Origin of the sequence: Naasia sp. SYSU D00057 (assembly GCF_017916505.1) — a bacterium.
Classification (GTDB): Bacteria; Actinomycetota; Actinomycetes; order Actinomycetales; family Microbacteriaceae; genus Naasia.
Genome location: NZ_JAFMSZ010000001.1, coordinates 485,929 through 506,566 on the forward strand (window position 1 = coordinate 485,929; position 20,638 = coordinate 506,566).

Genomic DNA, 20,638 nt, shown 5'->3' on the forward strand with positions numbered 1-20,638 from the left:
GCCCTGTGAGCGAACGAGGAGCCCGCTCCCAGGAACGTGCGGATGACGTCCGGTGGTTGAGGTGCGAGCGCAGCGAGCCTCGAAACCACTCTGGGTGCGCCTTTGAACACGCGTGGCTGGGTTCGCAGGCACCTCGCGAGGTTTCGAGACGCCGGCCCAAGCATGGGCCGGCTCCTCAACCGACGGGCGCTGCCGACGCTGACGCGTCGGCTCGGGCCCTCAGTCGTCCAGGTCGGGCGGGAGGCTCGCCTCCGTGCCCGGGACCCCGAGCTCCACGGCCTTCTTGTCGGCCATGGCGAGGAGGCGGCGGATGCGGCCGGCGACGGCGTCCTTCGTCATCGGCGGGTCGGCGTGGTGGCCGAGCTCGTCGAGGCTCGCGTCGCGATGCGCGAGGCGCAGCTGGCCGGCGTAGCGCAGGTGCTCCGGGATGTCGTCCCCCAGCAGCTCCATCGCGCGCTCGACGCGGGCGCATGCGGCGACGGCGGCCTGCGCCGAGCGGCGCAGATTCGCGTCGTCGAAGTTCACGAGCCGGTTGGCGGTGGCGCGGACCTCGCGGCGCTGGCGGAGGTCCTCCCAGTTCTGGCGCGTCTCGGCGGCGCCCATCGCCTCGAGCATGTCGCCGATGGCCTCGCCGTCGCGGATGACGACGCGGTGCACGCCGCGCACCTCACGGGCCTTGGCGGGGACGCGGAGCCGGCCGGCCGCGCCGACGAGCGCCATCGCGGTCTCGTTGCCGGGACAGGTCACCTCGAGCGCGGCGGAGCGGCCCGGGTCGGTGAGGGTGCCGCGGGCGAGGAACGCGCCGCGCCAGATGGCGGACAGGTCCTCGGTGGAGCCGGTCGTGAGGCGGTTGGGCAGGCCGCGGATGGGGCGCCGGCGTGCGTCGAGGAGCCCGGTCTGTCGGGCGAGCGTCTCGCCGCCCTCGATGACGCGGACGACGTAGGTGTTGGTGCGCCGGACGCCGGACGCGGAGATCACGGCGACGTCGCCGCGGACCCCGTAGAGGTCCGCGAGGTCCTTGCGCACGCGGCGCGCGACCTGCGCGGAGTCCAGCTCGGACTCCACCGCGATGCGCCCGGAGATCATGTGCAGACCTCCGGCGAAACGCAGGATGGTCGCGAGCTCGGCGGCCCGCACCGTCGTCTTCCCCACCTCGACCTTGGCGAGTTCGTCCTTCACATCGGCCGTCAGCGCCACAGGCCCCGTCCTCTCCCCATGTCCCCCAGTCTCGCATCTTCCCCGCCGAGGGGGCTCCGGGTCATTCCCGACCGAGGTCGCGGTGCTTGACGCTGACGCTGACGCCGGGCTGCGAGCGGAGCCGCTTCGCGAGCTCCTCGACGATCGCCACGGAGCGGTGCCGGCCGCCGGTGCAGCCGACCGCGATGGTCGCGTGCCGCTTGTTCTCGCGGCGGTAGCCGGCGAGCACCGGGAAGAGCGCGGCGGAGTAGCCGTCGATGAACGCCTCGGCGCCCTCCTGGCTGAGCACGTAGCCGCTGACGTCGCCGTCGAGCCCCGATCCGGCGCGCAGCTCCGGCACCCAGTAGGGGTTCGGCAGGAACCGGGCGTCGGCGACGATGTCGGCGTCCGCGGGCAGCCCGTACTTGTAGCCGAAGCTCGTGAGCGTCACGCGCACGCCCGGCTCGTCGGCCTCGCTGAACAGCTCGCGGATGACGGTCGCCAGCTGGTGGATGTTGAGCTCGGAGGTGTCGACGACGATGTCGGCCTGCTCGCGCACGGCGGCGGTGCGGTCGCGCTCCTCGGTGATGCCGTCGAGGATCGTCCCGTCGCCCTGCAGGGGGTGCGGGCGCCGCACCTGCTCGAAGCGCCGCACGAGGACCGCGTCATTCGCCTCGAGGAACAGCACCTTCACCTGCGTGCCGGCCTTCAGCTGCTGGACGAGGTCGCGCAGCTCGGAGAAGAGGGCGCCGCCACGGACGTCGACGACGACCGCGATGCGGGGCAGGCTCTCCCCCGCGTGCTCGGCGACGTCGAGCAGCGGCACGAGCATCTGGGGCGGCAGGTTGTCGACGACGTACCAGCCGAGGTCCTCGAGCGCGTTGCCGACGGTGCTGCGGCCCGCGCCGGACATGCCCGTCACGATGAGGACCGACTGCCTGCCGCGCGCCGACTCCGAGGACGCGGTGGTCATGTCCGCCGCTGTGCTCTCCGCGCTCATCCGCTGCTTCCGCTCGGTGTTCGCTCCCAGGCTACCCGCCGAGCCGGGCTCGTGCGGCGCGGAGGAGGCGAAAGGGCGCGGAGGAGCCGGTCAGGCGCGGAGGCGCTCGTGGATGGTGGCCGCGAGCTGGGGGCCGATGCCGCGCACCTCCTGGATCTCCTCCGGCGTCGCCTGCTTCAGCCGTGCGACGGAGCCGAAGTGCTTGAGGAGCTCCTTCACGCGGGCGGCGCCGAGCCCGGGGATCTCGGTCAGCACGCTGGTGATGTCCTTCTTGCGCCGCGCCCGCTGATGCGTGATCGCGAATCGGTGCGCCTCGTCACGGATGCGCTGCACGAGGAAGAGCGCATCGCTGTTGCGGGGCAGGATGACCGGGTAGTCGCTGCCCGGGAGCCACACCTCCTCGAGCCGCTTCGCGATGCCGGCGAGGGCGATGCCCTCCACCCCGGAGTCGCGGAGCGCCCGGGCGGCGGCCTCGACCTGCGGCTGCCCGCCGTCGACGATCAGCAGGTTCGGGCGGTAGGAGAACTTGCCCGGGCGCTTGGTCGCGGGCGTCGGGTCCTCGCTGAGGTCCTCGTCGTCGTCCTCCGCGTCGCCGTCGGGCGCGGTGACGGCCGCCGGACCGGCCTCGGCGGCTGCCAGGTAGCCGAGCCGCCGGCTCAGCACCTGATAGAGCGACTCGGTGTCGTCGGTGGAGTCGGCGATGTTGAAGCGGCGGTACTGGTCCTTCCGGGGCAGCCCGTCCTCGAAGACCACCATCGACGCCACGATGTTGGTGCCCGAGAGGTGCGACACGTCGAAGCACTCCATCCGCAGTGGGGCCTCGTCGAGCTCGAGCGCCTCCTGGAGGTCGGTCAGCGCCCGGCTGCGCGTGACGTAGTCCGCGCTCCGCCGCGTCTTGTAGAGGTTGAGCGCCTGCTTCGCGTTGAGCGTGGCCGTCTGCAGCAGGGCCGCCTTCTCCCCGCGCTGCGCGGCGCGGAGCTTCACGCTCCCCCGCTCCTTCAGCTCGCTCAGCAGCTGCTCGAGCGCCTCCGCGTCCTCGGGCAGCTCCGGGACGATGATCTCTTTCGGCGGCGGCTCGCCGCCGTCGTACGCGCTCGTCAGGACGGAGTCGACGAGCTCGCCGAGGCTGACGTCGAGCTCCTTGTCGACCACCCAGGAGCGGACGCCGCGCACGCGGCCGCCGCGGACCCGGAACTGCTGCACGGCGGCCGCCAGCTCGTCGTGCTCGATGCCGAACACGTCCGCCTCGACCGTCTCGGGCAGCACGACCGCGCTCGACTCGAGCACGTTCTCGAGCGCGCTGATCCGGTCGCGCAGCTCGGCGGCCCGCTCGTAGTCGAAGTCGGCCGCCGCCTGCTTCATGTCGCGGGTCAGGCGGGAGATCATCTTCGGGTCCGGGTTCGCCATGAAGGCGACGAACTCGTCGACGATCGCCCGGTGCTGCGCGATCGTGACCTTCATCGAGCAGGGCCCGCCGCAGCGGCCGATCTGGCCCGGGAAGCAGGGGCGTCCGCTGTCCATCGCGCGCTTGTAGCTCGAGTCCGAGCAGGTGCGGATCGGGAACGCCCGGATCATCTGGTCGATGGTCTCGCGGACCGCCCAGATCTTCGGATACGGGCCGAAGTAGCGGGCGCCCGGGATCTTCCGGTTGCGCGTCACCATCACCCGGGGCGCCTCGTCGCCGAGGGTGACCGCCAGGTACGGGTACGTCTTGTCGTCGCGGAACTTGACGTTGAAGGGCGGGTTGAACTCCTTGATCCAGGTGTACTCGAGCTGGAGCGCCTGGAAGTCGCTCGCCACCGTCGTCCACTGCACGCCCGTCGCGGTGGTGACCATGCGGCGGGTGCGCTCGTGCAGCGTGTGCAGGGGCGCGAAGTAGTTGCTGAGCCGCGCGCGGAGGTTCTTCGCCTTGCCCACGTAGAGCACGCGACCGGACGCGTCGGAGAACCGGTACACGCCGGGGTCGGTCGGGATCTCACCGGCCTTCGGCCGGTAGCTGAGCGCCTGTGCCACGTCCGGCGTCAGGAGGCGCGCTCGAGCGCGCGCTGCGGGTGGAGGATCTCGGCGAGGAACTGGCCGGTGTGGCTCGCCTCGACCGTCGCGATCTTCTCCGGTGTCCCCGTGGCGAGGATGGTGCCGCCGCCGGCGCCGCCCTCGGGACCGAGGTCGATGATCCAGTCCGCCGACTTGATGACGTCGAGGTTGTGCTCGATCGTGATGACCGTGTTGCCCTTCTCCACCAGGGAGTTGAGCACGAGCAGCAGCTTGCGCACGTCCTCGAAGTGCAGACCCGTCGTCGGCTCGTCGAGCACGTAGACCGTGCGGCCGTTGGACCGGCGCTGCAGCTCGGTCGCGAGCTTCACGCGCTGCGCCTCGCCGCCGGAGAGGGTCGTCGCGCTCTGCCCGAGCCGGACGTAGCCGAGACCGACGTCGACGAGGGTCTTCAGGTAGCGGTGGATCGCGGAGATCGGCTCGAAGAAGTCGGCCGCCTCGGCGATCGGCATGTCGAGCACCTCGGCGATGTTCTTGCCCTTGTAGTGCACGGCGAGCGTGTCGCGGTTGTAGCGCGCGCCGTGGCACACCTCGCACACGACGTAGACGTCGGGCAGGAAGTTCATCTCGATCTTGATGGTGCCGTCGCCCTGGCAGTTCTCGCAGCGGCCGCCCTTGACGTTGAAGCTGAACCGCCCCGGCTGGTAGCCGCGCGACTTCGCCTCGACCGTCTCGCTGAAGAGGGTGCGGATGCGGTCGAACACGCCGGTGTAGGTGGCGGGGTTCGAGCGCGGGGTGCGGCCGATCGGCGCCTGGTCGACGTGCACGACCTTGTCGAGATTGTCGATGCCGGAGACGCGCGTGTGCTTGCCCGGCACCTTGCGGGCGCCGTTCAGCCGGTTGGCGAGCATCCGGTACAGGATGTCGTTCACCAGAGTGCTCTTGCCGGAGCCGCTGACGCCGGTCACGGCCACCATGACGCCGAGCGGGAAGTCGACCGTCACGTCCTTCAGGTTGTTCGCCTGGGCGCCGACGACCGTGATCTTGCGCTTCTTGTCGATCGGCCGGCGCTTCTTCGGCACCTCGATGGCCCGGCGGCCGGCGAGGTAGTCGCCCGTGACCGAGCCGCGGTCGGCGAGGAGCGAGTCGTAGTCGCCCGAGTGCACGACGAGTCCGCCGTTCACGCCCGCGCCGGGTCCGATGTCGACGATCCAGTCGGCGGTCCGGATGGTGTCCTCGTCGTGCTCGACGACGATGAGGGTGTTGCCGAGGTTCTTGAGCTTGACGAGGGTGTCGATGAGCCGTCGGTTGTCGCGCTGGTGCAGGCCGATGCTCGGCTCGTCGAGCACGTAGAGCACGCCGGTGAGACCGGACCCGATCTGGGTCGCGAGCCGGATGCGCTGCGCCTCGCCCCCGGAGAGGGAGCCGGCCGACCGGGACAGGGACAGGTAGCTGAGGCCGACCTGCAGCAGGAAGTCGAGGCGCATCCGGATCTCGCGGAGCACCTGCGCCGCGATCTTCACGTCGCGCTCGTTGAGGGTCAGCGCGTTCACGAACCGGCTCGCGTCCTCGAGGCTGAGGTTCGACACCTCGGCGATGCTGTGGCCGTCGACCTGCACCGCGAGCACCTCGGGCTTGAGGCGGGCGCCCTTGCAGACGGCGCACGGCACCTCGCGCAGGTACTCCGCCCAGCGGGCCCGGGCGTTGTCCGACTCGGCCTGCGCGTAGTTGCGCTCGAGGTACGGGATGACGCCCTCAAAGCCCTGGGTGTAGCTCATCTCGCGGCCGAAGCGGTTCTTCCACTTGACCCGCACCTCGAAGTTGTTGCCGAGCAGCACCGCGTTGCGGGCCTCCTCCGGCAGCTTCTTCCAGGGGGTGTCGAGCGAGAAGGACAGGTCCTTGGCGAGGCCGACGAGCAGCCGCTCGTAGTAGTTGTAGAGGCCCTTGCCCTGGCTCGTCCACGGGAGGATGACGCCCTCCCGGATGCTGAGGTCCGGGTCGCCGAGCAGCAGGTCGGCGTCGACCGACATCCGGGTGCCGAGGCCGGAGCACTCCGGGCAGGCGCCGAACGGCGCGTTGAACGAGAAGGTGCGCGGCTCGATCTCGGTCAGGGCGATCGGGTGGTTGTTGGGGCAGGACAGCTTCTCGGAGTAGGTCCGCCAGGCGTCGTCGCCCTCCTCGTCCACGAAGTTGATCTGGACGAGTCCGTCGGTGAGGCGCAACGCGGTCTCGAGCGAGTCGGTCAGGCGCGTGAGCAGGTCGGGCGAGGCGACGAGGCGGTCGACGACGACGGCGATGTCGTGCTTGATCTGCTTCTTGAGGGTCGGCGGAGCGGAGAGCTGCACCATGGAGCCGTCCACCATCGCGCGGGAGAAGCCCTTCGCGGCGAGCTCCTTGAAGAGGTCGACGAACTCGCCCTTGCGCTGCTGCACGACGGGGGCCGTCACCTGGTAGCGGGTGCCCTCCGGCAACTCCATCAGCTGGTCCGCGATCTGCTGCACACTCTGCCGGGAGATCGGCTCGCCGCAGATCGGGCAGTGCGGCACGCCGATGCGCGCCCAGAGGAGGCGCATGTAGTCGTAGATCTCGGTGATCGTGCCGACCGTCGACCGCGGGTTGCGGTTCGTGGACTTCTGGTCGATCGAGACGGCCGGGCTCAGCCCCTCGATGAAGTCGACGTCCGGCCGGTCGACCTGGCCGAGGAACTGCCGGGCGTAGGCCGACAGGGACTCCACGTAGCGGCGCTGACCCTCGGCGAAGATGGTGTCGAACGCGAGGCTCGACTTGCCGGAACCCGACAGCCCCGTGAACACGACGAGCGAGTCGCGCGGGATCTCCAGGTCCACGTCCCGCAGGTTGTGGACGCGGGCTCCGCGTACGCTCAGCTTGGGTCCGGGGACGGCAGAAATCGGCACCAAAGAAGTGTAGGTCGGACCCTCCGACACTCGGTCCCGTTTCGCTGTGGGCGGTTCTCCGGCGCGGCCGGGAATGCGGCGACGGGTTCGGGCGCCGGAACCCGTTCCGGAGGCTCGCCGCGATCGGCATTGGGACTTCCGGCCGTGCCGGGCGGACGGTCCGCCCCCGTACCGTGCGCGGCATGCCGGGGAACGCATCGGGGTCGGAGGAGAAGCGCCGGACGCGACCCGCTCCTCTCCGTCGCCGCCTCCGTCGGGCGGTCGCCGCCCTCCTCCTCCCGCTCACCCTCGGCGCCTGCACCGACTCCGGCCCCGGGCCCTCGGTGCCGACCGGAACCACCACCCTCCGGATGGCGCACGTCGACCCGGATCCGGGCACCGATGTGCCGGCGCGATGGTTCCTGCGCACAGTGGACGGCCTGTCCGAGGGCACCCTGCAGGTGGAGTTCGAGGGCTCGTGCTGCGGGGAGGGTGCGGACGCCGAGCGCCGACTGATCGAGCGCGTCGCCGACGGGGACTACGACCTCGGCTGGGTGGGCACCCACGCCTTCGCGGGCGCGGCGACGGAGGCGCTGGCGCCGCTCTCCGCACCGTTCCTGATCGACAGCTACACCCTCCAGCAGGCGGCGCTGCAGAGCCCGATCGCGGGCAGGATGGCCGCGGCGGTCGCCGATGCCGGAGTGATCGGCATCGCGCTCCAGCCCGGGATGCTGCTCCGGCCCATCGCCTCCGACGCCCCACTGCGCACGCCCGCCGACTGGCGCGGGATGCGCGTGCAGATGCCGCCGTCCGAGCACCACGCCCTCGCGGCAGAGTCGCTCGGTGCGGAGGCCGTCCGGCTCGGTCCGGCCGACCTGGAGCGGGCTCTCGCAGATCGCGACGTCCGCGCCGTGGTGGACTCCCTCCCCGCTCAGGCCGGTGCTGCCGCGGTTCCGGAGTCGCGGATCGTCCTGGAGCACGTGATCGGCGCCCGGATGTCGGTTCTCATCGCCGCCCCCGACGCGGTCTCCCCCGTTCACGGCGAGGTGCTCCGCCGCGCCGCCGCCTTCATCGTGTCCCGCACCCGCCAGCTCGCCTCGGTCGAGGCCGACGCAGTCGCGCGGATCTGCGCCGCCGGCGGGCGCTTCGCCGAGGCGGAGGCGGCGGATCTCGAGGCTCTGCGGTTCGCGACCCGCTCGGTGTCGGAGGCCATCGGGAGGGCCGAGCCGGCGCCCGCACAGCTGGGCGCTCTCCAGGAGCTGAAGACCGTCACGGCTCCCGAGGACCCTCCCCCGGTCCCGGACGGCTGCCGCGACTGACCCCGGTTCGGGCGTGCCCTCGGCGCCCGCCCCTTGCGGGGCGAACCTCCGCGTTGCTAGGTTCACTACTCAAGTAATGAACCCATGAAGAAGGGCGGGGCATGTTCGACGACGGACGACCTCTCTTCCAGCAGATCGCCGACCTGCTGGCGGACGGCATCGTCGCGGGTCGCTACGCCGAGGACGCCCAGGTGCCCTCGACCAACGAGCTGGCCGGCTTCTACCGGATCAATCCCGCCACGGTCGGCAAGGGCGTCAACGTGCTCGTCGAGCAGGGCGTGCTGCACAAGCGCCGGGGGCTGGGCATGTTCGTCTCACCCGGTGCCCGCGATCGACTGCTGAGCGAGCGCACCGAACGCTTCCGCGACGACTACGTCATCCCGCTGCTGCGCGAAGCCCGCCAGCTCGGCCTCACCGCTTCCGACATCCACCGACTCATCGATCAGGAGGACCACTCATGACCGCTCCCGCCGCCATCGAGGTGATCGGGGCGACCCGGCGCTTCGGCAGACGGAACGCCGTGGAAGACGTCAGCTTCACCGTGCCCGAGAATTCGGTGACGGGGCTGCTCGGCCGCAACGGCGCGGGCAAGACGACCATCATGTCGCTCGTCTCCGGTCAGGACCGGCCCACCTCCGGTGAGGTGCGGGTGTTCGGCGAGCAGCCGTTCGAGAACGGCCGGATCCTCTCCTCGATGAGCTTCGTGCGGGACAACCAGCGCTACCCCGAGGACTACTACCTGCGGCACGTGCTCGATGTCGCGCCGCGGTTCCACGAGCGATGGGACGCCGAGCTCGCCGCCCGGCTCGTCGACGGGTTCCGCCTGCCCGCGAAGCCGGTGGTGAAGAAGTACTCGCGCGGTCAGCTCTCCGCGCTCGGCATCGTGCTGGGGCTTGCCTCCCGAGCGCCCATCACGATCTTCGACGAGCCCTACCTGGGGCTCGATGCGACCGCACGGGCGATGTTCTACGACGCCCTGCTGCAGGACTACGCCGAGCACCCGCGGGCCGTCCTGCTGTCCACCCACCTCATCGACGAGATGGAGTCGCTCCTCGAGCGCGTCGTCATCGTCGACAAGGGCCGGCTGATCCGGGAGGACTCGACCGAGGACCTCGCGGGCGCGGCCTTCACCATCAGCGGGATCGCCGCGGCCGTCACGGGCTTCGTCGACGGCCGGCGGGTGCTCCGCGAGCACCGCGTCGGCGGGCTGCTCTCACTCACCGTCGAGGGCGCCCTCTCCCCCGCCGAGAAGGCGGAGGCGCGGGACGCGGGACTCGACCTCGCCCCCGCCCGACTGCAGGAGCTGGTCGCCGCCTACGGCGCCGACCTCGCCAACGAGAACGAAGGAGCCCGCGCATGAGCGCCGTCGCCCGCATCCCCTCTCCCGTCGACGTCGTCCGGATGCACGTCGTCAAGCGCCGCGCGGTGTTCGTCACCCCGCTCCTGATCGTGGCCGCCGTCTTCGTCGTAACGACGATCATCTCGCTCGCCCTGCAGCGGCTCGGCACGCCGATGGAGGACGCGGCGGCCGCGGACGGCGCCCGCAACAACCCGGCGGTCGCCTGGGCGCTCAGCGGCTTCGTGGTCTCGCTCGGCGTCATGGCGGTCTCGACCGCGTTTCCGTTCAGCCTCGCGCTCGGCACCACCCGCCGGAGCTTCACGGTGGGCACCCTCCTGTCGAACGCGGTGATCGCCGCCTACTTCACCGCGATCTTCGTGGCACTGCTCGGCCTCGAGCTGCTCACCGGGCACTGGTTCGCCGGCATCCACCTCGTCGACGTGTACGCGCTCGGCGCGGGCGACGTCCGCTACCTGGTGCCGATCGTGTTCCTGGGCACCCTCGCGCTGATGTCGATCGGCTCGGTGTTCGGGGCGGCGTGGATCCGCTTCGCGGCTCCGGGCGCGGCCACCCTCGGCGTCGCGCTCGGCGTGGGGCTCGCTCTGGCGCTGCTGCTCGCCGCCCCGGTGCTCCCGGACATCGCGGCCGCGTTCCGGGTGTGGTGGCTGGCCGTCGCCGCCGTAGCCGTCATCGCGCTGGCCTCGGCGGGGACGCTGCTCTTCCTCCGGGGTGCGTCGGTCCGGTGAGCACGAGTGCCCGTTCCGGCGCGAGGTGCCCTCTCTGCGAGGCACTCCGCACCGGAACGGGCACTTCTGCGTCGGCGGCCGGTCGGGTCGAGGTCAGACCAGGTGGCCGGCCTTCTCCATCTGGCGCAGCTCGCCCTTCAGCTCCGTCAGCTCGTCGCGCAGACGGGCCGCCAGCTCGAACTTGAGCTCGGCCGCGGCCTGCAGCATCTGGTCGTTGAGGTCGGCGATGATCTGCTCCAGCTGACCGGCGCCTTCCGCGGCGATGCCGCCCCGGCGCAGGTTCGGCGTGGGCGAGCGCTTGCCGGAGCCGCGGCCGGCGAGCAGCTCCTTGGTGTCGGCGCCCTCGCGGATCAGCACGTCCGTGATGTCGGCGATGCGCTTGCGCAGCGGCTGCGGGTCGATGCCGTGCTCGGCGTTGTAGGCGATCTGCCGCTCGCGGCGGCGGGTCGTCTCCTCGATCGCGTTCGCCATCGACTCGGTCATGTTGTCGGCGTACATGTGCACCTCGCCCGAGACGTTGCGGGCGGCGCGGCCGATGGTCTGGATGAGCGACGTCGACGAGCGGAGGAAGCCCTCCTTGTCGGCGTCGAGGATCGCGACGAGCGACACCTCCGGCAGGTCGAGGCCCTCACGGAGGAGGTTGATGCCGACCAGCACGTCGTAGACGCCGGCGCGCAGCTCGGTGAGCAGCTCGACTCGGCGGAGCGTGTCGACGTCGGAGTGCAGGTACCGCACCTTGACGCCGTGCTCGCCGAGGAAGTCGGTGAGCTCCTCGGCCATCTTCTTGGTGAGCGTCGTCACGAGCACGCGCTCGTCACGCTCCACCCGGACGCGGATCTCCTCGAGCAGGTCGTCGATCTGCCCCTTCGACGGCTTCACCACGATCTGCGGATCGACGAGGCCCGTCGGGCGGATGATCTGCTCCACCACGCCGTCGGACATGCCGAGCTCGTAGCGGCCGGGCGTGGCGGAGAGGTACACGGTCTGGCCGACGCGCGCCTTGAACTCCTCCCACTTCAGCGGGCGGTTGTCCATGGCGCTCGGCAGGCGGAAGCCGTGCTCGACGAGGGTGCGCTTGCGGGACGCGTCGCCCTCGTACATCGCCCCGATCTGCGGGACGGTGACATGCGACTCGTCGATGACGACGAGGAAGTCCTCCGGGAAGTAGTCGAGGAGGCAGTTCGGGGCGGCGCCGGGCGCGCGGCCGTCGATGTGCCGCGAGTAGTTCTCGATGCCCGAGCAGAACCCGATCTGCTCCATCATCTCGAGGTCGAAGGTGGTGCGCATGCGCAGGCGCTGCGCCTCGAGGAGCTTGCCCTGCGACTCCAGCTCCTTCAGCCGCTCGGCGAGCTCGACCCGGATTGTCTCGATCGCCCGCTTCATGGTGTCGGGGCTCGCCGCGTAGTGCGTGGCCGGGAACACCGAGATGGCGTCCACCTGCTTCAGCACCTCACCGGTGAGCGGGTGGAGGACGTAGAGCGCCTCGATCTCGTCGCCGAACATCTCGATGCGGATGGCGTGCTCCTCGTAGACCGGGATGATCTCGATGGTGTCGCCGCGCACGCGGAAGCGGCCGCGCGAGAAGTCGTAGTCGTTGCGCTCGTACTGCATGTTGATGAACCGGCGGACGAGCCGGTCGCGCGTGATGCGCTCGCCCACCTGCAGCGCCACCATCGCCTCGAGGTACTCCTCGGCGGCGCCGAGGCCGTAGATGCACGACACCGTCGACACGACGACCACGTCGCGCCGGCTGAGCAGCGAGTTCGTGGTGGAGTGGCGGAGGCGCTCGACCTCCGAGTTGATGGACGAGTCCTTCTCGATGAAGGTGTCCGTCTGCGGGACGTACGCCTCGGGCTGGTAGTAGTCGTAGTACGAGACGAAGTACTCGACCGCGTTGTTCGGCATCAGCTCGCGGAACTCGTTCGCGAGCTGGGCCGCGAGCGTCTTGTTGTGCGCGAGCACGAGCGTGGGCCGCTGCACCGCCTCGACGAGCCAGGCCGTGGTCGCGGACTTGCCGGTGCCGGTCGCGCCGAGCAGCACGACGTCGGTCTCGCCCGCGTTGATGCGGCCCGCGAGCTCGGCGATCGCCGTCGGCTGGTCGCCGCTCGGCTGGTACTCGCTGACGACCTCGAACGGGCGCACGGCACGGGTGGGCTGCATGACTTCGAGTGTAGGTTCGCCCTCCGACACGGTGTCTCCGTTCGCGGACGGCGCACGCTCCAGCAGCCCCTACGGGGGGATCACGACGGTCGGCGGGGCGCGGACGTCCGCAGCACCCGCGCCGCGGTCAGAGGGTGAGGCGTCGCCAGAGGCCGTCGACCTGCTCGCGGGTCTGCTCGAGGGTGCCGCTCGCGTCGATGACCTCGTCGGCGATGGCGAGCCGCGCCTCGTCGCTCGCCTGCGCCTCCACCCGGCGTCGGGCCTCGGCCTCGTCCATCCCGCGCAGCTCGACCATCCGGCGGACGCGCTCGTCCGCCGGCGCGTGCACGACGACGACGCGGTCGAACTCGTCGGCGACCCGGGCCTCCGCGAGGAGCGGCACGTCGTAGACGACGACCGCGTGCGGGTCGGCGGCGAACGCCTCCCCGAAGCGCTCCCGGGAGAGCCGGCCGACCTCCGGGTGCACGATCGCGTTGAGCCGCGCGAGAGCGTTCGGGTCCTGGAAGACGATCCGGCCGAGCTTGGGCCGGTCGAGCGTCCCGTCGGCGGCGAGCACCTGGTCGCCGAACTCGCGGACGATCGCCGCGAGTCCCGGGGAACCCGGCTGCACCGCCTCGCGGGCGAGGAGGTCGGCGTCGACGACGACGGCGCCGTGCTCGGCGAGCCGGGCGGCGACGGTGGACTTGCCGGACGCGATGCCTCCGGTGAGGCCGAGGAGGGTCACCCCTTCACGGTACCCGTCCCCTCCCGGAGCGGACTGGGTGTTGACGAGGGGCGGGAACGACGGAAGGCCGGACGCTTCCGCGTCCGGCCTTCCGGTGATCAGGCGATCGATGCCTCAGCTGTTGCTGGAGAGCCGCTCGCGCAGCGCCGCGAGGGACGCGTCGTCGGCGAGGGTGCCCGCCGAGCCCGAGTCGCTCGAGAACGACGACGAGGAGGACGAGGACGAGGACGAGGAGCTGCTCGACGACGTGATGCCGGCGGCCTCATCCGCGATGCTCTTGACGATCTGCTCCTTGTGCTGCTCCCAGCGGGCCTGAGCGTCGGCGTACTCCTGCTCCCACTTGGCGCGCTGCTCCTCGAAGCCTTCCTTCCACTCGTTGGTCTCCGGGTCGAAGCCTTCGGGGAACTTGTAGTTGCCCTGCTCGTCGTACTCGGTGACCATGCCGTAGAGGGCGGCGAGGCCGGAGTCGAACTCCTGGTTGCTCGGGTCGATGCCCTCGTTGGCCTGCTTGAGGCTCAGCGAGATGCGGCGACGCTCGAGGTCGATGTCGATGATCTTCACGAAGACCTCGTCACCGACGGAGACGACCTGCTCGGCCAGCTCGACGTGCTTGCTGGAGAGCTCGGAGATGTGCACGAGGCCCTCGATGCCGTCCGCGACGCGGACGAACGCACCGAACGGCACGAGCTTCGTGACCTTGCCCGGGGCGATCTGGCCGATCGCGTGGGTCCGGGCGAAGACCTGCCACGGGTCCTCCTGCGTCGCCTTGAGCGACAGGGAGACGCGCTCGCGGTCGAGCTCGACGGAGAGCACCTCGACGGTGACCTCCTGGCCGACCTCGACGACCTCGCTGGCGTGCTCGATGTGCTTCCAGGAGAGCTCGGAGACGTGGACGAGACCGTCGACGCCGCCGAGGTCGACGAACGCACCGAAGTTGACGATCGACGAGATGACACCCTTGCGGACCTGGCCCGGGTGCAGGTTCGCGAGGAACGTGCTGCGGCTCTCGGACTGGGTCTGCTCGAGCAGGGCGCGGCGGGACAGGACCACGTTGTTGCGGTTCTTGTCGAGCTCGAGGATCTTCGCCTCGAGCTCCTGGCCCAGGTAGGGGGTGAGGTCGCGGACGCGGCGCAGCTCGATGAGCGAGGCCGGGAGGAAGCCGCGGAGTCCGATGTCGACGATCAGGCCGCCCTTGACGACCTCGATGACCGTGCCGGTGACGACACCGTCGGCCTCCTTGATCTTCTCGACGTCGCCCCAGGCGCGCTCGTACTGGGCGCGCTTCTTCGACAGGATCAGGCGGCCTTCCTTGTCCTCCTTCTGGAGAACGAGGGCCTCGACACTGTCGCCGACGTTGACGACCTCGTTGGGGTCGACGTCGTGCTTGATGGAGAGCTCGCGGGAGGGGATGACACCCTCGGTCTTGTAGCCGACGTCGAGGAGGACCTCGTCGCGGTCGATCTTGACGACAGTGCCCTCGATCAGGTCTCCATCGTTGAAGAACTTGAGGGTCTTCTCGACCGCGGCCAGGAAGTCTTCAGCAGATCCGATGTCGTTGATCGCGACCTGCTTGGTGGCCGGGGCGGTCGTAGTGGTTGACATGTAGTAGTTGCTCCAGAATTGGACATGGTTCAGGCCACGGGCGAGAGGGTTGTCGATTTCGTCGCTCGTGGCGAGCGGACAGGTTGGTGCCGAGGCGATCCGTGCCCATGCGGGCGCGGTGCTGTTCAGACAACGTGGCAGTCTAACCCGGATGGGAGTCCGACTCCACCGCGGGTTGCGCCTGCGCGGCGTCTGTGACAAGAACGCGCGAGGGCTCCCCTGCATTCCGGGGCGCCCCTCCGACGCGCCGGCTCAGCCGAGGACGGCGGAGCGGAGCGTGTCGAGGCCTATGCCGCCGAGGTCGAGCGCGCGGCGGTGGAAGCGCTTGATGTCGAACTCCGCACCCTCTCGCCGCGCCACCTCGTCGCGCAGCTGCTCCCAGATCCGCTGCCCCACCTTGTAGGCGGGCGCCTGGCCGGGCCAGCCGAGGTAGCGGTTCACCTCGAACCGGATGGTGGCGTCGTCCGCGTTGTAGTTGGCGCGCATGAAGGCGAGCGCCTTCTCGGCGTCCCACGTGCCGCCATCCGGGTGCGGCTTCTCGAGGTGCACCCCGAGGTCGAGGACGACGCGCGCCGCGCGCATCCGCTGGCCGTCGAGCATCCCCATCCGGTCGGCCGGGTCGTCGAGGTAGCCGAGCTCGTCCATCAGCCGCTCCGCGTAGAGGGCCCAGCCCTCGGCGTGGCCGGAGGTGCCGGCGATGCGGCGCCACGAGTTCAGCTGCGCCTTGTTGTAGGTCGCGAGGGCGATCTGCAGGTGATGCCCCGGCACGCCCTCGTGGTACACGGTGGTCGTCTCGAGCCAGGTGTCGAACTCCGTGACTCCCTCCGGCACCGACCACCACATGCGGCCGGGGCGCGCGAAGTCGTCGGACGGGCCCGTGTAGTAGATGCCGCCCGTCTGGGTGGGCGCGATGCGGCACTCGAGCGCACGCACCTCGGCGGGGATGTCGAAGTGGGTGCGGCCGAGCTCCTCGACGGCCCGGTCGCTGAGGTCCTGCATCCAGCGCTGCAGCGCGTCGGTGCCGTGCAGCTTGCGGCTCGGGTCCTGCTTGAGGTGGGCCACCGCCTCGGCGACCGTGGCGCCGGGGAGGATCTGCTCGGCGATCTGCTCCTGCTCGCGCACCATGCGGGCGAGCTCCTCGAGCCCCCACTCGTACGTCTCGTCGAGGTCGATGGTGGCGCCGAGGAAGTCGCGGGAGGCGAGCGCGTACAGCTCGCGGCCCACCGCGTCCCGCTCCGGCGCGCGCGGGGCGAGCTCGGTCTCGAGGAAGTCGGCGAGCTCGCCGTACGCGGCGGCGGCGGCGGTCGCGCCGGCCTCCAGGTCGCGCCGCAGCGCGTCCGCGACGGGCACGCCGCCCGCCTCCGCTCCCCCGGTCAGGGTGAAGAAGAATCCGTCCGAGGCCGCGTGCCCTCGCGCCTCGCCGATGACCTCGCGCACCTGGCGGAGCGCCGGGACGACGCCCTCGTCGATGCCGCGGCGCAGCGACGCGGTATAGCCGCGGATCGCCTCGGGCACGTTGCCGAGGCGCTTGGCGATGTGCTCCCACGAGGCATCGGTGCCGGTCGGCATGAGGTCGAAGACCTCGCGGATCTCCTGGGCCGGCGACGCGATCACGTTGAGGTCGCGGAGGAACAGGCGCGCCTCGTGCTTCTCCGCGGCGAGGTCGAGCTCGCGGAGCAGGTCGGTGCGCGTCACCTCGTCGACGGCGTCCGCGGGGACCGCGGCGCGCAGCCGGTCGGCGACCTGCCGGCCGGCGGCGACGACGCGGTCGCGGCCCTCCGGTGAGTAGTCGCTGTAGCCGCCCTCGTTGCCGGGCCGGCCGAGCCAGACGGCCCACTCCGGGCACAGCTCGACGAGGGTGTCCACCCAGCCGTCGGCGATGCGGTCGATCTCGGTGCTCGTGCGCTCGTCGGTCACGAGGATCGAGCCTATTCCCCGCCGAACAGGACCCGGATCTCGGCGGGCTGCCGGGCGGCGCGCAGCCGGGCCGCCTGCTCGGGGTCGAGCAGGATCTCCGCGAGGCGGGCGACGAGGGCGACGTGCCCGCCCGCGGGGGCGGCGATCCCGATGCAGACATCGACCCGGGAGCCGTCCCAGTCGACACCGTCCGGGAAGCCGAGCACGACCATCGCGCTGCGGTGCACCGCGTCCTTGCCCGCGAGCGTGCCGTGCGGGATGGCGACGCCCTCGCCGATGAACGTCGAGACGGTGTGCTCGCGCTCGAGCATCGAGTCGACGTACGCCTCCGTCACCGCGCCGGAGGCGACGAGCGCGGCGCCGCACTGGCGCACCGCGTCGAACCGGTCCTCCGCCGTGCAGTCGAGCCGGACCGCCGACTCGCCCAGCAGCTCCGCGAGAGGCTGCCGCGTCGCGCCCGCCATCGGGTCCTCCTTCTCGATGCGCCGCCCCGTCAGTGGGCGGCGGCGTCCCAGTTGTCGCCGCGGCCGACCTGCACGTCGAGCGGCACGCGGAGCTCGGCGGCGTGCGCCATCCGCTCGGTCACGATGCCCTCGAGGTCGTCCCACTCCCCCGCCGCGACCTCGAACACGAGCTCGTCGTGCACCTGCAGCAGCATCCGGGAGCGGAGGTCGCGAGAGCGCAGGTCGGCGTCGATGGAGATCATCGCGAGCTTCATGATGTCGGCCGCCGAGCCCTGGATGGGCGCGTTGAGCGCCTGCCGCTCCGCGTTGCCGCGCAGCACCCGGTTGGGGCTGTTGAGGTCGGGGAACGGGCGGCGTCGGCCGTAGATGGTCTCGGTGTACCCGTCGGCGCGCGCCTCCTCGACCACGTTGCGGAGGTAGTCGCGCACGGCGCCGAACCGGTCGAAGTAGTCGGTCATCAGCTGGCGCGCCTCGCTCTGATCGATGCGCAGCTGCTTCGACAGGCCGAACGCGCTGAGGCCGTAGGCGAGGCCGTAGGACATCGCCTTCACCTTGGTGCGCATGACCGGCGTGACGTCGGACGGCTCGACCCGGAACACCCGGGCGCCGACGAAGCGGTGCAGGTCCTCCCCCGCGTTGAACGCCTCGATGAGGCCGGCGTCCTGCGAGAGGTGCGCCATGATCCGCATCTCGATCTGCGAGTAGTCGGCGGTGAGCAGCGTCTCGTAGCCTTCGCCGCGCACGAAGGCGGCGCGCATCCGGCGGCCCTCGGCGGCGCGGATCGGGATGTTCTGCAGGTTCGGATCGTTGGAGGAGATCCGGCCGGTGGTGGTGCCCGTCTGCTGGTAGGTGGTGTGGATGCGCCCGTCGGAGCGGATGCCGGCCTCGAGGGTGTCGATGATCTGCCGCAGCTTGCTCGCGTCGCGGTGCTGCAGGAGCAGGTCCACGAACGGGTGCGGGTTCGTGTCCATGAGGTCGGCGAGCGAGTCGGCGTCCGTCGAGTAGCCGGTCTTGGTCGACCGGGTCTTCGGCATCCCGAGCTCCTCGAAGAGCACCTGCTGCAGCTGCTTCGGCGAGCCGAGGTTGAGCTCGTGGCCGAGGACACCGAACGCCTCCTGGGCGAGCCCGTCGATCCGCTCGCCCAGCTCGCGGGACAGGGAGGACAGCAGCGGCGCGTCGACGGCGACGCCGTTCGTCTCCATCCGCGAGAGGACACGGAGAGTGGGCAGCTCGATCTCGGTGAGCACGCGGTTGTCGCGCTCGTCCATCACCCGGCGGAGGGCCTCGACGGCCCGGAACGTGTACCAGGCCTCGGTCGCGATGCCGGCGCCGTCGTCCTCCGGCACCAGCTGGTTCGGGTCCGACTGCGGCACCTCCTCGGCGAGGTAGCGCCGCACCACGTCGGTGAGCGTCTTGTCGATGCCGCTCGGCCGCAGCAGCCACCCGGCGATCTGGGTGTCGAATGCGAGGCCGCCGAGCTGCAGACCCGCCGCGGTGATCGCCTTGAGCGGCGGCTTCGCCTCGTGCACGAGCTTGTGGTCGGGGCCGGCGAGCCACTGCTCGAAGGCCGCGAACTCGGGCGCGCCCGGGTTCCACGCGACCGTCACCGACTCGGTGTCGCTCGCGACGCCGGCACCGAGGATCCGGTCGCCGGACAGCTCGATGCGGAGGCCGAGGCCGCCGGGGTGCGCGGCGGACTGCGCGCGCAGCCACTCGCCCAGCTCGTCGCCGGACAGCGTGCGCGGCGTGGGGGCGGGCGGCGCGACGCTCGGCTCCTCCGCGATCGGCGCCTCCGGGTTGCCCTCCGAGGACAGGGTGCCGCGCTCCCCCTCGAGCTTGAGGATGCGGTCGAGGATGTTGCGCATCTGCAGCCCGCCGAGCAGGTCGCGGACGGCCTTCACGTCGATCGGCTTCCGCTCGAGGTCGCCGGGGGCGATGTCGAGCTCGAGGTCGTCGATCAGCCGGTTGAGGCGCCGGTTGCGCTCGGCCCGGTCGCGCTGCTCGCGGAGGTTGTTGCCGACGACGCCCTTGATCTCGTCGGCGTGAGCGAGGATCTCGTCGAGGCTGCCGAACTGCTTCAGCCACTTGACGGCGGTCTTCTCCCCGACCTTGTCGATGCCGGGCAGGTTGTCGCTCGTCTCGCCGACGAGGGCGGCGATGTCCGGGTACTGCCATGGCTCGATGTCGTAGCGGGTGCGCACCTTCTCGACGTCGTAGCGCGTGAGGTCGGTGACACCCTGCCGCGACGGGTAGAGCAGGGTCACGTTCTCGTTGACGAGCTGGATGGTGTCCCGGTCGCCGGAGACGACGAGCACCCTGTACCCCTGCTCGGTGCCGCGCTTCGCGAGGGTGGCGAGGATGTCGTCGGCCTCGAAGTCCTCCTTCGACATGGTGACGACGTTCATCGCCTTGAGGGTGTCCTGCAGCAGGGGCACCTGCCCCTTGAACTCGGACGGCGTCTCGTTGCGGGTGCCCTTGTACTCCGGGTAGTCGCGGGTGCGGAACGACGAGCGGGAGAGGTCGAAGGCGACGCCCATGTGCGTCGGCTTCTCCTTCTGCAGCAGCACGAGCAGCATCGACAGGAACCCGTGGATGGCGTTCGTGTGCTGCCCGTTGGAGGCCTGGAAGCTGTCGACGGGGAGCGCATAGAACGCCCGGTAGGCGAGCGAATGGCCGTCGACCAGCAGGAGGGTAGGCTGATCGCTCTCTGACACCCTGCAAGCCTAGCCGCGGGGACCGACACGCCCCTGGCGCCCCGGAGGACCGATGACGACCTTCCCCGACGACATGGATCCCGAGCTGATCGACCGGCTCGTGAACACCGGGGGCGGGCTGCTGGCACGCAAGATGGGCATCGAGTTCGTCGAGATCTCCGCGTCGCACTCGGTCGCGCGGATGCCCGTCGAGGGGAACACGCAGGTGATCGGCCTGCTGCACGGCGGCGCGCACGTGGTGCTCGGCGAGTCGCTCGGCTCGGTCTCCTCCGCGGTGCACGCGGGCCCCGGCCGCTACGCCGTCGGCATCGAGATCAACGCGACCCACTCCCGCTCGGTCACCAAGGGCTGGGTGACCGCGACGTGCGAGGCGCTCGTCCTCGGCCGCACCCTGGCGACGCACCAGACGGTCGTCCGCGACGAGGAGGGCCGCCGCCTCTCCACGATCCGGATGACCAACATGCTCCGCGACAAGGAGCGGTGAGGGCTCGTCCTCTTCTGTCGCTGAGTCTGCGGGTGCCGGTGACCTGCAGTCGAGCGCCCTCACCTGCACTCAGCAGGACTTTCTGCAGTGAGCAGGAGATCCGGGCT

15 protein-coding genes are annotated in these 20,638 nt (G+C 70.8%); 5 read left to right on the forward strand and 10 right to left on the reverse strand.

The features are described 5' to 3' along the window. Positions 1-219: 219 nt before the first annotated feature. The 4 genes from whiA to uvrA all read right to left on the reverse strand — a co-directional run bounded on the left by whiA (position 220) and on the right by uvrA (position 7,083). Positions 220-1,197, reverse strand: a complete 978-nt coding sequence (whiA, locus tag J3P36_RS02300; RefSeq protein ID WP_210505645.1) for a DNA-binding protein WhiA — start codon at positions 1,195-1,197, stop codon at positions 220-222. A gap of 61 nt (positions 1,198-1,258) precedes the next feature. Beyond that, positions 1,259-2,176, reverse strand: coding sequence for an RNase adapter RapZ (gene rapZ / locus J3P36_RS02305; RefSeq protein WP_210505646.1), 918 nt, complete (start codon positions 2,174-2,176; stop codon positions 1,259-1,261). A 90-nt stretch (positions 2,177-2,266) separates the two neighbouring features. After that, on the reverse strand, positions 2,267-4,189 hold the full coding sequence (gene uvrC, locus J3P36_RS02310) for an excinuclease ABC subunit UvrC (RefSeq protein ID WP_210505647.1): 1,923 nt from the start codon (positions 4,187-4,189) through the stop codon (positions 2,267-2,269). Positions 4,190-4,197: 8 nt separating this feature from the next. Further along, on the reverse strand, positions 4,198-7,083 hold the full coding sequence (uvrA, locus tag J3P36_RS02315; RefSeq protein ID WP_210505648.1) for an excinuclease ABC subunit UvrA: 2,886 nt from the start codon (positions 7,081-7,083) through the stop codon (positions 4,198-4,200). A 182-nt stretch (positions 7,084-7,265) separates the two neighbouring features. Here uvrA and J3P36_RS02320 point away from each other — a divergent pair, with 182 nt between their 5' ends. The 4 genes from J3P36_RS02320 to J3P36_RS02335 all read left to right on the forward strand — a co-directional run bounded on the left by J3P36_RS02320 (position 7,266) and on the right by J3P36_RS02335 (position 10,466). Then, positions 7,266-8,381, forward strand: a complete 1,116-nt coding sequence (locus J3P36_RS02320; RefSeq protein WP_210505649.1) for a hypothetical protein — start codon at positions 7,266-7,268, stop codon at positions 8,379-8,381. A 101-nt stretch (positions 8,382-8,482) separates the two neighbouring features. Then, on the forward strand, positions 8,483-8,842 hold the full coding sequence (locus J3P36_RS02325) for a GntR family transcriptional regulator (RefSeq protein WP_210505650.1): 360 nt from the start codon (positions 8,483-8,485) through the stop codon (positions 8,840-8,842). Next, entirely contained in the window at positions 8,839-9,741 is a 903-nt protein-coding gene (locus J3P36_RS02330) for an ABC transporter ATP-binding protein (protein ID WP_210505651.1), read from the forward strand. The genes J3P36_RS02325 and J3P36_RS02330 overlap by 4 nt, the downstream gene beginning before the upstream one ends. Further along, a complete protein-coding gene (locus J3P36_RS02335) occupies positions 9,738-10,466 on the forward strand; it encodes a hypothetical protein (protein WP_246854117.1) in 729 nt (242 codons plus the stop codon). The genes J3P36_RS02330 and J3P36_RS02335 overlap by 4 nt, the downstream gene beginning before the upstream one ends. Before the next feature lie 93 nt (positions 10,467-10,559). Here J3P36_RS02335 and uvrB read toward each other — a convergent pair whose 3' ends face one another. From uvrB to polA, 6 genes are all read right to left on the reverse strand, one after another. Beyond that, on the reverse strand, positions 10,560-12,626 hold the full coding sequence (gene uvrB, locus J3P36_RS02340) for an excinuclease ABC subunit UvrB (protein ID WP_210505652.1): 2,067 nt from the start codon (positions 12,624-12,626) through the stop codon (positions 10,560-10,562). Positions 12,627-12,753: 127 nt separating this feature from the next. After that, positions 12,754-13,350 (reverse strand): dephospho-CoA kinase, encoded by a 597-nt coding sequence (gene coaE / locus J3P36_RS02345; protein WP_210505653.1) that lies wholly within the window; start codon positions 13,348-13,350, stop codon positions 12,754-12,756. Positions 13,351-13,464: 114 nt separating this feature from the next. Further along, the gene (gene rpsA / locus J3P36_RS02350) at positions 13,465-14,952 is read right to left on the reverse strand and encodes a 30S ribosomal protein S1 (RefSeq protein WP_210505654.1); all 1,488 of its coding nucleotides are present in this window, start codon (positions 14,950-14,952) and stop codon (positions 13,465-13,467) included. Between the two features lie 252 nt (positions 14,953-15,204). Continuing rightward, positions 15,205-16,869 carry a DUF885 domain-containing protein gene (locus J3P36_RS02355; RefSeq protein ID WP_210505655.1) on the reverse strand — a complete coding sequence of 555 codons (1,665 nt, stop codon included), beginning with the start codon at positions 16,867-16,869 and terminating at the stop codon, positions 15,205-15,207. A gap of 11 nt (positions 16,870-16,880) precedes the next feature. After that, a complete protein-coding gene (locus J3P36_RS02360) occupies positions 16,881-17,333 on the reverse strand; it encodes a PTS sugar transporter subunit IIA (RefSeq protein ID WP_210505656.1) in 453 nt (150 codons plus the stop codon). Positions 17,334-17,362: 29 nt separating this feature from the next. Further along, positions 17,363-20,047: a DNA polymerase I gene (polA, locus tag J3P36_RS02365; protein WP_210505657.1), complete on the reverse strand. Its 2,685-nt coding sequence runs from the start codon at positions 20,045-20,047 to the stop codon at positions 17,363-17,365. Positions 20,048-20,099: 52 nt separating this feature from the next. Between polA and J3P36_RS02370 the strand changes: the two genes are divergently transcribed. Continuing rightward, positions 20,100-20,531, forward strand: coding sequence for a hotdog fold thioesterase (locus J3P36_RS02370; RefSeq protein ID WP_210505658.1), 432 nt, complete (start codon positions 20,100-20,102; stop codon positions 20,529-20,531). Positions 20,532-20,638 lie beyond the last annotated feature (107 nt).

What these genes read in the sequence shown, in the direction of transcription:
- rapZ (WP_210505646.1), bottom strand. Translation starts at nt 2,176, where the DNA reads ATGAGCGCGGAGAGCACAGCGGCGGACATGACCACCGCGTCCTCGGAG.
- J3P36_RS02325 (WP_210505650.1), top strand. Translation starts at nt 8,483, where the DNA reads ATGTTCGACGACGGACGACCTCTCTTCCAGCAGATCGCCGACCTGCTG.
- J3P36_RS02360 (WP_210505656.1), bottom strand. Translation starts at nt 17,333, where the DNA reads ATGGCGGGCGCGACGCGGCAGCCTCTCGCGGAGCTGCTGGGCGAGTCG.
- J3P36_RS02370 (WP_210505658.1), top strand. Translation starts at nt 20,100, where the DNA reads ATGACGACCTTCCCCGACGACATGGATCCCGAGCTGATCGACCGGCTC.
- rpsA (WP_210505654.1), bottom strand. Translation starts at nt 14,952, where the DNA reads ATGTCAACCACTACGACCGCCCCGGCCACCAAGCAGGTCGCGATCAAC.
- J3P36_RS02335 (WP_246854117.1), top strand. Translation starts at nt 9,738, where the DNA reads ATGAGCGCCGTCGCCCGCATCCCCTCTCCCGTCGACGTCGTCCGGATG.
- J3P36_RS02320 (WP_210505649.1), top strand. Translation starts at nt 7,266, where the DNA reads ATGCCGGGGAACGCATCGGGGTCGGAGGAGAAGCGCCGGACGCGACCC.
- J3P36_RS02330 (WP_210505651.1), top strand. Translation starts at nt 8,839, where the DNA reads ATGACCGCTCCCGCCGCCATCGAGGTGATCGGGGCGACCCGGCGCTTC.
- uvrB (WP_210505652.1), bottom strand. Translation starts at nt 12,626, where the DNA reads ATGCAGCCCACCCGTGCCGTGCGCCCGTTCGAGGTCGTCAGCGAGTAC.